This is a genomic window from Geofilum sp. OHC36d9 (genome assembly GCF_052400685.1).
GTDB lineage: Bacteria > Bacteroidota > Bacteroidia > Bacteroidales > Marinilabiliaceae > CAZHHH01.
Genome location: NZ_JBQTGJ010000002.1, coordinates 218,902 through 231,395, shown reverse-complemented (window position 1 = coordinate 231,395; position 12,494 = coordinate 218,902). Strand labels below are relative to the sequence as shown.

10 protein-coding genes are annotated in these 12,494 nt (G+C 40.4%); 7 read left to right on the top strand and 3 right to left on the bottom strand.

The annotated features are described in order from the left end of the window. Nucleotides 1–112 precede the first annotated feature (112 nt). Nucleotides 113–772, top strand: a complete 660-nt coding sequence (locus ACT3CD_RS03775) for a redox-sensing transcriptional repressor Rex (protein ID WP_444643086.1) — start codon at nucleotides 113–115, stop codon at nucleotides 770–772. Nucleotides 773–777: 5 nt separating this feature from the next. Here ACT3CD_RS03775 and ACT3CD_RS03770 read toward each other — a convergent pair whose 3' ends face one another. Together ACT3CD_RS03770 and ACT3CD_RS03765 are read right to left on the bottom strand one after the other, a co-directional pair. Continuing rightward, nucleotides 778–2,142, bottom strand: a complete 1,365-nt coding sequence (locus ACT3CD_RS03770; protein ID WP_444643084.1) for a sensor histidine kinase — start codon at nucleotides 2,140–2,142, stop codon at nucleotides 778–780. After that, nucleotides 2,132–3,508 carry a sigma-54-dependent transcriptional regulator gene (locus ACT3CD_RS03765; RefSeq protein WP_444643082.1) on the bottom strand — a complete coding sequence of 459 codons (1,377 nt, stop codon included), beginning with the start codon at nucleotides 3,506–3,508 and terminating at the stop codon, nucleotides 2,132–2,134. The genes ACT3CD_RS03770 and ACT3CD_RS03765 overlap by 11 nt, the downstream gene beginning before the upstream one ends. A gap of 423 nt (nucleotides 3,509–3,931) precedes the next feature. Between ACT3CD_RS03765 and ACT3CD_RS03760 the strand changes: the two genes are divergently transcribed. Both ACT3CD_RS03760 and ACT3CD_RS03755 read left to right on the top strand, forming a co-directional pair. Beyond that, a complete protein-coding gene (locus ACT3CD_RS03760; protein ID WP_444643080.1) occupies nucleotides 3,932–4,609 on the top strand; it encodes an ABC transporter ATP-binding protein in 678 nt (225 codons plus the stop codon). A 5-nt stretch (nucleotides 4,610–4,614) separates the two neighbouring features. After that, nucleotides 4,615–7,035 carry an ABC transporter permease gene (locus tag ACT3CD_RS03755; RefSeq protein WP_444643078.1) on the top strand — a complete coding sequence of 807 codons (2,421 nt, stop codon included), beginning with the start codon at nucleotides 4,615–4,617 and terminating at the stop codon, nucleotides 7,033–7,035. 18 nt (nucleotides 7,036–7,053) lie between these two features. Here ACT3CD_RS03755 and ACT3CD_RS03750 read toward each other — a convergent pair whose 3' ends face one another. Then, the gene (locus ACT3CD_RS03750) at nucleotides 7,054–7,188 is read right to left on the bottom strand and encodes a hypothetical protein (protein ID WP_444643076.1); all 135 of its coding nucleotides are present in this window, start codon (nucleotides 7,186–7,188) and stop codon (nucleotides 7,054–7,056) included. Nucleotides 7,189–7,338: 150 nt separating this feature from the next. Here ACT3CD_RS03750 and secDF point away from each other — a divergent pair, with 150 nt between their 5' ends. From secDF to ACT3CD_RS03730, 4 genes are all read left to right on the top strand, one after another. Then, nucleotides 7,339–10,374 carry a protein translocase subunit SecDF gene (gene secDF, locus ACT3CD_RS03745; RefSeq protein WP_444643074.1) on the top strand — a complete coding sequence of 1,012 codons (3,036 nt, stop codon included), beginning with the start codon at nucleotides 7,339–7,341 and terminating at the stop codon, nucleotides 10,372–10,374. 130 nt (nucleotides 10,375–10,504) lie between these two features. After that, on the top strand, nucleotides 10,505–10,897 hold the full coding sequence (locus tag ACT3CD_RS03740) for a twin-arginine translocase TatA/TatE family subunit (protein WP_444643073.1): 393 nt from the start codon (nucleotides 10,505–10,507) through the stop codon (nucleotides 10,895–10,897). After that, nucleotides 10,897–11,832 (top strand): calcium/sodium antiporter, encoded by a 936-nt coding sequence (locus ACT3CD_RS03735; RefSeq protein WP_444643071.1) that lies wholly within the window; start codon nucleotides 10,897–10,899, stop codon nucleotides 11,830–11,832. Before ACT3CD_RS03740 ends, ACT3CD_RS03735 begins: the two co-directional genes overlap by 1 nt. Continuing rightward, on the top strand, nucleotides 11,829–12,488 hold the full coding sequence (locus tag ACT3CD_RS03730) for an ABC transporter ATP-binding protein (protein WP_444643069.1): 660 nt from the start codon (nucleotides 11,829–11,831) through the stop codon (nucleotides 12,486–12,488). Before ACT3CD_RS03735 ends, ACT3CD_RS03730 begins: the two co-directional genes overlap by 4 nt. Nucleotides 12,489–12,494: the final 6 nt, after the last annotated feature.

Sequence of the window (12,494 nt, the reverse complement as noted above, 5' to 3'; positions counted from 1 at the left end):
TTTTTTGTTTGGATACAAGTCTGTTATTGTAATCTGATTGTGATTACGGAATGACATCTTTAATCAAAAACTTGTTTATTTTTGTAACCGAAAACAAAAATCAGAATTTATTATGGATGTAGGGAGCAGTAAGAAAAAGAGTTATCCGGTCCCGGAACCCGCGCTTCGCCGCATGCCCTGCTATTTGGCTTATCTGAAGTTGGCGCACCGCAGAGGAAATCAGTACGTTTCATCTACTCTCATTGCCCGCGATAATGGGGTTGACCCCACGCAGGTGACAAAAGATTTGTCGTACACCGGTATTTCAGGTAAAACCCGGGTTGGCTATGAAGTTGAACCTTTGATTGATGCTCTTGAAGATTTTTTGGGTTTCAGGGTGATGGATCAGGCCTATCTGTTTGGAGCCGGCAGTTTGGGTACTGCTTTGTTGCACGATCATGGTTTGGTGCAATACGGTCTTAAAATTGTTGAAGCTTTTGACGTAAATCCGATTGTTGTGGGGACTCAAATAAAAGATGTGAGTATTCACCATGTGGATGAGTTTAAGCACCGTGATAACCAGAATGTGAAAATCGGCATTCTTACGGTTCCTGCTGAAAATGCCCAGGACGTCGCATTAATGATGATTGATAACGGTATCCGTGCTATCTGGAATTTTACCCCTGTACGTATTGCTGTGCCGGATAATGTTATTGTTCAGAATACTTCGTTGTATGCACATCTGGCGGTGATGTTTAACCGGCTGAATGTTATTACTTCAAACGCTGAATGAGCAGATTAAAACGTTAGGGTAAATTTGGAGCCTTTGTCGGGTTCTGAATATACATTTAAAGTTCCCGAATGCAAGCGCATAATTTGCCTCGACAGGCTCAAGCCAATGCCGGATCCTTGTTGTTTGGTGGTGAAGAATGGAATGAAGATTTTGTCGATGACTTCCGGCAAAATGCCGCTGCCTGTATCCGATATCTGAATGGTTATTTTTCCTCTTTTATTTAAAAATGCTTTTAATTCAATGTTTTTGATGGTTGCGTTATTTAGCGCTTGAATGGCATTTAGTAACAGGTTTATCAGAACTTGTTCAATTAATCGTTCATCCGCTGACAGCTCTAGTGATACAGGGAGAACTGAAATGGTGCATTTAATACCTTTTTGCTCCATTTCATTGCGGTGTAAGTTGTAGATATTTTGCAGTAGTTTTTGAACCGGGAAAATGGAAAAGTGCGGAGTTGGTATTCGTGTTAGGTTACGGTATGTATCCACAAAATGAATAAGACCTTCGGTCCTTTTTTGTATGGTGCTTATGGCGCTTTGAATTTCTTGCAGGTCTTCAGTTTCCTCGGCACAGCCCTTGTCTTTTTCCTTCAGCGAATCGATGATGTGATTCATCATCATATTTACCGTTGACGATAGTGAGGAGATGGGCGTTATCGAGTTCATTATTTCGTGGGTAAGAACACGTATTAGTTTTTGCCATGAATCCATCTCTTTTTCATCCAGCTCGTTTTGAATATCTTTGATCGAAACAACCATTATAGTGCGGTTGTGAATCCTGAATTCGGTGGCATAAACCGATAACTGCAGAAGGCCATCCTTTTCGCGGATGGTCACCAGCGTGTTTTCACCATGTTGTATGGTCAGAAGTTTTTGAACCAGTTCGCGGCTCGTTTCCTGCAAGTTTTGAATGTTGTTAAGCGTGCGGATTTGAAAGAGCTTTTTTGTGGCGTTGTTTATGAGTTCTACTTTGCCGTCCGATTGAAAGGCTATAAGTGCAATTCCAATGTGCTGAATGATGGTTTGAAGATAGTGGTAGCTCTCTTCTTTTTCGGCCCGTACCGTTTGAAAGTCATTAATTACTTCGTTAAATGTTCTTTTTAATTGATTGAGCGACGAGTCATCATTTTCAACCTGAAAAGTACGGGTGAAGTCTGAATACCGGATACTCATCAAAAATTGATTTAATAAGCGATTGGTTTTTTCGGTATAATAAATAAGTGCAATCACCTGAGCCACAATAATCAGTGCCAATAGAATGATGGTAAAGGTTAATTGTGTGTTGATGAGTAAATATATAAATCCAAAAATGGAAGCTGATAGTAGTAATATTCTTACTATCAGCTGTATCCGGAATTGATTAAAGCCCATATTTTTCGAGTCTTCGGTATAGCGATGTGCGCGTCAGCCCTAATTCGGAAGCAGCCTTGGAAACATTGCCATGATGTTCTTTTAAAACTTTTTGTATCACCCTCTTCTCCACTTCATCGAGGTTGTACGATTCCAGTTCCATAGAATCGCTGTTTGGATTTTTGCTCTGAAGCTGAAAATCGTGTTCGGTTAGTTGGGGGCTGTCACTTAAAATGACGGCTCTCTCAATGACGTGTTGAAATTCTCTGACGTTACCGGGCCAATGGTATTGAGTCAGCTTTTTTAGAGCTGAGCTGCTTAACGGGTTCATCTTTTTTTTATGTTTTTTTGAGTAGATGTTAAGAAAATGATTTCCCAGGATTGGAAAGTCTTCCTGTCGTTCACGAAGCGGGGGAAGGTCTATTTCAACGGTATTGATCCGATATAAAAGATCCTGTCTGAATTCATTTACTTCAGCCAATTCTTTTATTTTGGTATTAGTGGCTGTGATAAGTCTGATGTCGATAGGTTTTGGCTTGTTGGCCCCAACGCGTGTTACTTCGCGGCGTTCAAGGACTGTTAGTAATTTGGATTGAAGTGGTAGCGACAGGTTTCCAATCTCATCCAAGAAAATGGTGCCACCCGAGGCCAGCTCAAAACGCCCGGGGCGGTCTGTTTTGGCATCGGTAAAGGCGCCTTTAACGTGGCCGAAGAGTTCGCTCTCGAAGAGTGTTTCGCTGATTGCGCCCAGATCAACACTTATAAAGGACTCGTTTTTGCGTAACGATTGTCGGTGTAAGGATCGGGCAACTAACTCTTTTCCGGTTCCGTTTTCGCCTAAGATCAGAATATTGGCGTCGGTAGCTGCTACTTTTTTTATGGTGGAAAAAACTTTTTTCATGCTTGGCGAAATGCCAATGAAGTCTGCAAAAGGCTGGTCGCTAATCGAATCTAAAGCCTTTTTGTGTTCCTTTAGATGGTTTACTTCTTTACGTGAATTTTTAAGTTTCAGGGCCGAAGAGATGGTGGCCAGTAATTTTTCGTTTTGCCAGGGCTTTATTACAAAATCAGTGGCCCCCGCTTTGATGGCTTTGACGGATTTTTCCACATCGCCATAGGCTGTGATGAATAAAACAACGGCTGAAGGATCTATTTCCAGTATCTTTTTTAACCAAATGAAGCCTTCGGTTCCGCTAATAGCATCTTTGTTAAAGTTCATATCCAGCAGAATGACGTCGAAATCTTCGCGGCTCATTAGTTGCGGAATCTTTTCCGGATTTGTTTCAACTGTAATACTTTCAACTATTGGCTTAAGTAACATCTTTAACGCAAAAAGAATGTCTGCATTATCGTCTACTGCCAAAATTCGTCCATTTTTTTCAGCCATAATCTTTTTTTCAGGGATGAATAACTTAAAGGTAAAACGTCGCTAATTTGACGTTGAAAGCCTTTTGGGGTTTGCGGTTTTTAGTTTTTTAAAGATGATTTTCAAATTTACAAAAAAAATGTTGCATTTACAGTCGTCGCGTTTATAGAAGGGTGCTAGTGGTTGCTTTTCGTCTTAATCAATGGTCGTTTATTGATAAGTGGCTTTAAGTCAGTATTGTATTTGAGGTGGCATAATTTGTGAACTTGTTTAGTCATAAATCAGACCGTTTTTTTATCTTGGAATATCGCTTCTGGGATTTTGATGTTAATTGATTGTATTTTAGTTTTTTGAATTTTATTTTGAATTTGTTTGAATTATTAGTTTTTAAAATTAATTGTTCAGAAACGAACGGGTGGTGTTCGAAAACGTACAGATGAATTTATGCTACATACAAGAGATTTGAGCAAAGTTTTTCGTCATGGTGACTCCTTCACCCAGGCACTTATCAATGTAAATATTGATATTGGAAAGGGAGAATTTGTGTCGGTTGTAGGACCTTCGGGTTGTGGTAAAACCACATTGATGAGTATCCTGGGATTGCTGGAAGCGCCCGATAACGGTGAAGTCTTTTTTTTGGGGCAGGAAGTCGGTTCCTTATCCGATAAGGAGCGACTTATGATTCGTCGTGGAAAAATTGGCTATTTGTTTAGTGATTTTGAGTTAATTGAAGATTTATCGGTAGTCAATAATATTGAAATGCCTCTGATTTATAGTGGAATAAGTCGTAAGGAACGTAAGTTGCGCATTGATGAGGTTATAGCGCGTTATCGTTTGAATCATTTGAGGCGAGAAAGAGTCAGTGAATTGCCCGGATTACAGCAGCAAATCGTTTCCTTGGCACGTTCCGTTATTTATAAGCCGGCTGTTCTTCTGGCCGATGAACCAAACAGTCGTTTAAATTCAATTGGTAGTGCTGATATTTTTGATATGTTATCGGAGGTTAATGAGTCTGGTATGACCGTGGTTTTATTCACGAACTCGACTCAGGATGCTCAGAGGGCACAGCGGGTGGTTCAGCTTTTTGATGGACATGTGGTAAATGTTACATCGCAACACTAACAATTATGCAATCAGGTAGTAATTTGAAGTCTGTTATTAGTAAAACTATTTTTCATCGTGGATTTTCTTTAATATCTATCCTTGGATTATCGGTTGGGATTGCTGTGGGTTTTTTGGTGCTTTCTTATGTGCATTATGAAACTTCTTATGATACTTTTTCTCCCGATTCCGAAAATGTTTACCGGATTGTAAGCGTTGGTAAAGTTGGAAATGATACAATTCGTACTGCGTTGACTTCTTACCCGTTGCGTAATGAGTTGTCCAGGCAGGCAGGCGTGGCAGCTGCGACTCATTTGATTGAGGGGGTTAGGAAAGAGGTGAGCTTTGATTCCGTAAAGATTTCAGCGCCTCATTTTTATTATACCGACACCTCATTTTTTGAGGTTTTCAGGTATCCTTTAATACAAGGTAATCCCGATTCGGTGTTTGCAAAACCGGCATCGCTTGTTATCAGTGAATCAGTCGCTCAACAGTTGTTTGGTCACGAACCGGCCGTTGGGAAAATTGTATATAGCGGGAATCCACAAATAGGACTTGAAATTACAGGTGTTATGAAGGATGTGCCGGCTAATACGCATCTGCCAATTAATTATTTGGTTAATAGCGAGGTTCTTAAGATGTCGCAACCAGAGTCGGCCGATGATCGGTTTGATGCTATGTCTACAAATTGGTTTTATCTGGGCAGTTTTACCTACGTCAGATTGGTTTCGGAGAGCAATAAAGTGGTTCGAAGGAAATCACTTGACAATTATTTAAAAGAGCGACTTGGCATTGAAGCGAGACGGATTTTTGCAGACCAGCCAGATCAATTAAGATACATTAGGTTGGAACATCAGATGCAGCCCATACACGATATTCATTTGTTTTCCAGTTTTGAAAATGAGATTGAACCGGGGTCCGATTCTTTGTATGTATGGGTTTTTATGTTGATAGCCATTTTTATTTTAATAATGACGGCCCTGAATTTTGTGAGCCTGTCGATGGCGAATGCCGAAAAGAGGTACAAAGATGTGGCTCTTCGCAAAATATTTGGAGCCGCAAAGCGAGATGTCGCTTTCCTGATACTAATAGAATCGGTAATTTATAGTCTCATTGCTTTGTTGTTGGCATTGGTTATTGTGGAGTTGGCTTTCCCGTATTTTAACCAGCTTTTTGAAATAGAGATGGCACCCTCTAATTTGTTTTACAGGTTCGGATTTACAGGTGTTTTTATTATAACACTTTTGGTTGGCATTATGGCTGGTAGTTATCCCGCCTTTTATTTTGGCCGATTGAAAGAGATTACGGTTTTGCGGGATGATGTGCGATTTCAAAAGAGCGGTGTGGTCATGAGAGGCCTCTTGTTGGCTTTACAGCTGGCCATCACCATGTTTTTAATCACGTTTGCTGTGAGTCTGTATTTACGTAACAATACATTGTTAAAGTCGGAGTGGGGTTTTGAGCGTGAAAATCTTTTTGTACTTAGTACCGGCAATGTAAAACCGGAGCTTCAGAAGCAAATCAAGGAACAATTGAAATTGTTGCCCTACGTTGAGTCGGTTGGCGAAGCAATGTTCGTTCCGGGCGATGATTATAAGATTATGTCGTTTAAGAATCCTGTCGACTCGTCCAAGGTGGTTATGTTAGGTGTAAACGAAGTGGATTCGTCTTTTTTTGAGGCCATGGATCTGACTTTTGTTTATTCAGAGAGGTCTGGTCATCAGTGGAAGGGGCCTGAAATAGTGTTAAACCAATCGGCTGCAAAAATGTTGGCGTTTGGTACCTGGCCTGATAATATGCTTAGAGTTATTAGTAGCGCAAACGATAGTGTTAATTATGCGTTTGAAGTTGTAGGAGTGGTTGAGAATGTCTCATTTCAAAGTTCCAGCCGTGGAGTTCAGCCAATGGTTTTTATGCCACAAACAAATCAAAGTGTTTCAGGACGAATATTGGTTAAAATACAGCCAGGCAGGCAGTCGGATGTTTCAGCATCAATTGATCAACTATGGCATCACTTTTTCCCTGAGTTAAATTACGAAATGAATACATACGCCGCTTTGATTCGGGATTTTTATGAAAATGAACAGCGGTTGGCGGGGATTACTATTATGTTTTCTCTTGTTGCTGTATTTCTATATATTTTAGGTTCTATTGCAATGGTGACTTTTTTGGGCCGTTATTCTCATAAAACCCGCGTTATCCGATATCGGTTTTCGGCGCCCTTTTTATCTTTATTTTGGGAAGCATTCCATCCCTTTCTTTTTTATTTTTTGGTGGGCTTATTGCTATCGTTATCCGTTATTTTACCCGTAATCAGAATTTGGTTTCCGGCATATACAATAAGTCATTGGTGGGCTTGTTACATTTTTTCGGTTGTTGTGGTGGTAATAATTTCAGCGATGACGATCTGGATCATAGGGAGGCGTGAGTTAAATGTCCGTCGTTAGCTGGCAGATATTGATGGATTAATATTCGGTAGCCGCATAATAGAGTCTGTCCTGATAGTCGCTTTTTGCCTTATGTTTGTTCTCAAAATGAGCATTTATACCAGCAATCTTAAATTTGCCGAGCTCCGGAAGTCTTGTATTTATCTTTTCCATTCCGAGCTTTTGACTGTCTTGATAAGCTCTAAATAATTGTGGCTTTTTTTTATTATTCCCATGCCACAGGCTTTTAGAAAAAAATGAATATATTTGCGGGATTATGAAAAGTGTGAAAAAATGTTTTTGAATAGATAAAAGATTAATCAAATGCAAAACAAAGGAGCGATCAGACTATTTGCCATCTTGTTGGCTATAGTGAGTTTATACCAGCTAACATTCACCTATTATACCAGAAAGGTTGAAAATGATGCCGTAGAATTTGCTAAAAGGCAAGCTGGCCCCGATGCTGAAGATCAGGCTGTAAGGAAATACGAGTTGGCTTATCTGGATTCTATTGCTCATGAGCCGGTGTATAATTTCCTGTTTGCACGGAAGTACACTTATATGGAGTGTAAAAATCGGGAAATTAATTTCGGGTTGGACCTTAAAGGCGGGATGAACCTTATTCTGGAAGTAAAAGTGTCCGATATTATTGAGGCACTTTCAAATTACAGTCAGGATGAGAATTTTCAAAAGGCAATTGCCCTGGCTGAAGAACGTGAAAAAAATTCAACACGTGATTTTGTTACACTTTTTGGAGATGCATTTGAGGAAGTGGCTCCAAATGGAAGTTTGGCTGCTATTTTTAATACCATTGACTTAAGAGAAAAGGTTAAATACGACTCTTCCAATGATGAAGTCTTGCAAGTGTTGCGCGAGGAGTCGCATAGTGCTATTAGTAATGCTTTTAATATTATTCGTACTCGTATCGACCGTTTTGGAGTTGTGCAACCAAACGTGCAACGACTTCAGAAAGATGGTCAGGTATTAATTGAGTTGCCTGGTATTACAGAACCAGAACGGGTTCGTAGCCTTTTAAGAGGTTCTGCAAATTTAGAGTTTTGGGAGACCTACGATAACCAGGATATTTATAATTATCTGGTTCAGGCTAACAGCATGACTGCACGTCTTGAGCAGAGTAAGATAAAACCGGATTCGGTTGCTGAAGCCGTGGTTGAAGAAGAAGCTCCGGCAGCGACAGATGAGGATCTTGGACTGTTGGGAGAGATTGAAGCTGATTCAACGGCCGCTGCAGTGGCTAAGGATGAAACAGTTCGTTCTTTGTTCACATTGTTGCAACCCAGTGGCCGTGCTACAGGACCTGTTGTTGGGGTGGCCGCGGAGCGTAATATGAATCAAATTAACGAATGGTTGCAGGATGAAACTGTTCGTGGTGTATTGCCGCGCGATCTTAAGCTATTGTGGTCGGTGAAGCCTATTCCTGCTAAAGATTTACAATACTGGGTAACAAATCCGGTTAACACCCGTGAAAGTTATTTTCAGCTTGTAGCTATCAGATCAAGTAGTCTTGATGGACGTGCACCGCTCGAAGGCGATGCTATTTCAAATGCTTCTGACCGTGTGAGTAACTCCGGAGGGTTCGAGATAGAGATGTCAATGAATAGTGAAGGAGCAAAAACATGGGCGCGTTTGACCAAAGCCAATGTTGGTAAATCTATCGCCATTGTTTTGGATAACTATGTTTATAGTTTTCCTACGGTTCAAAATGAAATTAAAGGCGGACAAAGTTCTATTACTGGGAACTTTAGTGCCGAAGAGGCAAAAGACCTCGCTAATATTCTGAATTCAGGTAAACTTCCGGCTCCTGCCCGTATTGTTGAGGATACCGTGGTTGGCCCTTCTTTGGGTCAGGAGGCTGTTAACGCTGGTTTGTCTTCATTTATCTGGGCATTCTTGGTTGTTCTCGTATATATGGTATTATACTATGGTTTTAAGGCTGGGGTGGTTGCCGATTTAGCTCTGATTGCCAACATGTTTTTTATCATGGGTGTTCTCGCTTCTTTTGGCGCTGTTCTGACTCTTCCTGGTATTGCAGGTATCGTTCTTACCATTGGTATGTCTGTGGATGCAAACGTACTTATCTATGAGCGTATTCGTGAAGAATTGAGAGCCGGAAAAGGCTTGCGACTAGCGGTGGCCGATGGTTATAAAAATGCTTTTTCTGCCATTATTGACTCCAATGTAACGACCTTCCTTACCGGTTTAATTTTATTCTTGTTTGGAACAGGCCCAATTAAAGGCTTTGCAACAACGTTAATGATCGGTATTGCAACTTCATTCTTTTCAGCTATTTTTATTACTCATTTGATCTATGATCGTTTGCTGAAATCTGAAATTGATATTCGCTTTAGCACTAAATTTACTGAGAATCTTTTTGCAAAGGCGAAAATTCCTTTTGTTGGAAAGCGTAAGCTATTTCTTACCATTTCACTTGCGTTGATTGTGATTTCTATTGGATCGTTGGCAGTACGGGGGCTTAAACAAGGTATTGATTTTACCGGTGGTCGTACTTATGTGGTTCGTTTTGCAGGTCAACAAGCCGTGGATGCTGCTGCTGTTTATTCTTCCGTATCTGAGGCATTTGAAAGTGCCAATACCGAAGTCAAAACGTTTGGTGCAGCCAATCAGATTCGTATTGCAACCAACTTTCAGGTTGATAATACTGAAAATGAAGCGGATGGGATTGTTCAAACAGCCTTGTATAATGGCTTGAAGCCTTTCATTGGTGATGGGGTTACCAAAGAAGCTTTTTTGAGTGATTATTTACAAAGTTCTCAAAAGGTGGGACCAACCATTGCTACTGATATGCGTAACAAGGCTGGTTTGGCTGTTACATTCTCGCTTTTGGTCATTTTCCTTTATATTTTGATTCGATTTAGTAAATGGCAATATGGGGTTGGAGCGATTGCTTCGTTGGCTCACGATGTTATTTTGGTATTTGGTCTCTTTTCATTGTTGTATTCAATCATGCCTTTTGCCATGGAAATGGACCAGACGTTTATAGCTGCAATTTTGACGGTTGTAGGTTATTCTATTAACGATACAGTGGTTGTTTTCGACCGTATTCGGGAGTATCGCAACCTTTATCCTAAGCGTCCTTTAGGTGAGGTGTTTGACCTTGCTATGAATTCAACAATTAGCCGTACTGTGAATACTTCAATGACCACATTCATTGTGTTGCTGGTAATTTTCCTTTTCGGAAGTGAAGTGATTCAGGGATTTGTTTTTGCTTTGATGGCTGGTGTTGTTGTCGGTACTTATTCTTCATTATTTATTGCTTCTCCAATAGCTTATAACTTGATGAAGGAAAAAGAAGATAAGGTGGCTAAAGCCGTTAAATAATTAGATGTGATATTTGTTTTTTGATATTCATATAATGAAAAGTCTTTCTGTAGTTCAGAAAGGCTTTTTATTTTTACGGTTGCTGGTAACAGATTTCCTTTTCTTACCTTTGTAGTAAATATAGATGTGTATGACTTTATTTTTGTTTGGCATATCAATGGGAGAGGTCGTTCTTGTATTTCTGGTGGTTTTGATGCTATTCGGCTCCAGAAAAATCCCAGAACTGGCTAGAGCATTGGGTAAAGGAATGAATGAGTTCAGAAAGGCAGCGGATGATATTAAGCGTGAGTTTGAAACCGCTGCGGATGATTTAAAAGAGGATCTTTCCGAAATAGGGCAGGGCGTCCGTCAGGAGGCATCCGAATTACACAAGGATGCTCAGACTCTTGTTTCCGACATAAAAGAGGATAGAGATGCCTTTGAAGCTCGAGTGTATGGTCTGGATGCGCCGGAGGATATTAAACAAAAAGTGACTGGCATGCAGTCGGATTTGCCGGGCGAGAAACAAAATCATAAAGACTAATGGCATATTTAAGTTTGATTGGAGGGCTTATTTTATTATTCGTTAGTGGTGATACGTTGGTAAAAGGAAGTGTTCAGCTTTCGAGATATTTTAAGTTAAGCACTCTTGTTATTGGCCTGACTGTTGTCGCTTTTGGAACTTCTGCTCCTGAGTTGTTTGTTAGTGTTAAAGCTGCTTTTGATGGCGTTTCTGATTTGGCCATTGGTAATGTGATCGGATCAAACATTGCCAATATTGGTCTTATTATAGGGTTGGTATCTGTATTTATGCCGATGGTAGTGGCTAATAAGAGCATTGTTAAAGATTGGGGCGTTATGAACCTGGCAACTTTGATGTTGTTGTTTTCTGTGTGGAGTGGTTTCATAACGTTTTGGGAAGGTGTTTCTTTCGTTTCGGCATTGGCCATTTATCTGGTCTGGAGCATTGTTAGGGCTCGAAAAAGCAAAAATATAACAGCTAAGATTTTAGCGCCAACCATGACGGGCCCAAAGGCTTTGGGTTATGTGGTTATAGCCATTGTAGGACTTTATTTTGGAGCCGGATTATTGGTGGATGGTGCACGCGAAATAGCTTTATCCTGGGGGGTTAGCGATCGTGTAATCGGTGTGTCAATTGTTGCTTTTGGAACGAGTGTTCCTGAGTTGGCTACTTCAATGATTGCCTTGTATCGGAAAGAAAATGATATTTCAGTGGGTAATATTATAGGATCTAATATCTTTAATATTTGGGCCGTTCTGGGGCTGACATCGTTGGTGACTCCATTGCCGGTGTATGATTGGCTGGAGGTGTTATCCGATGTCTTAATTAGTGCTTTCTTCGCCGTTTTGTTATTTTTGTTTATTCTGCCTTTGGGCAGAGGCATTATTACACGGCTGAAAGGTGGCATATTATTATCCTTGTATTTCATTTATATTTTTATTATTTACAGCTTATGATTGTTGAAGGTCGAAATATACATAAGTCATTTGGTGATCTGGAGGTACTTAAAGGTATTGATGTATCTATTGGTGCGGGTGAAATAGTCTCGATACTGGGTGCCAGTGGTACCGGCAAAACGACCTTGCTTCAGATATTGGGTTCGTTGGATCATCCGACCAAAGGCGAAATATTTATCGATGGCACTTCTATTCATGAATTGCCAGAGCGTCAATTGGCCCAGTTTAGAAATAAAAATATTGGTTTTGTATTTCAATTTCATCAGCTTTTACCGGAGTTTACGGCCGTTGAAAATTGTATGCTTCCCGCATTAATAGGTGGTGTTCAGAAGCAGAATGCCAGGCTCAGGGCCGAGGAACTTTTAGGCTTTTTAGGTCTTTCGCATCGGTTGGAACATAAGCCATCCGAAATGAGTGGTGGTGAGAAACAGCGGGTGGCGGTGGCACGTGCACTCATTAACGATCCCTTGGTTATTTTTGCAGATGAGCCATCGGGTAATCTGGATTCCAAAAATCAGGACGATTTGATGGATCTATTTGTTTCTTTAAGGGATCAATTTCGGCAAACTTTCGTTATTGTTACACACGATGAGCATTTGGCTCATAAATCGGATCGAACCATTATGATGAGAGATGGTTTGATAATAAACGATTAATTGTGT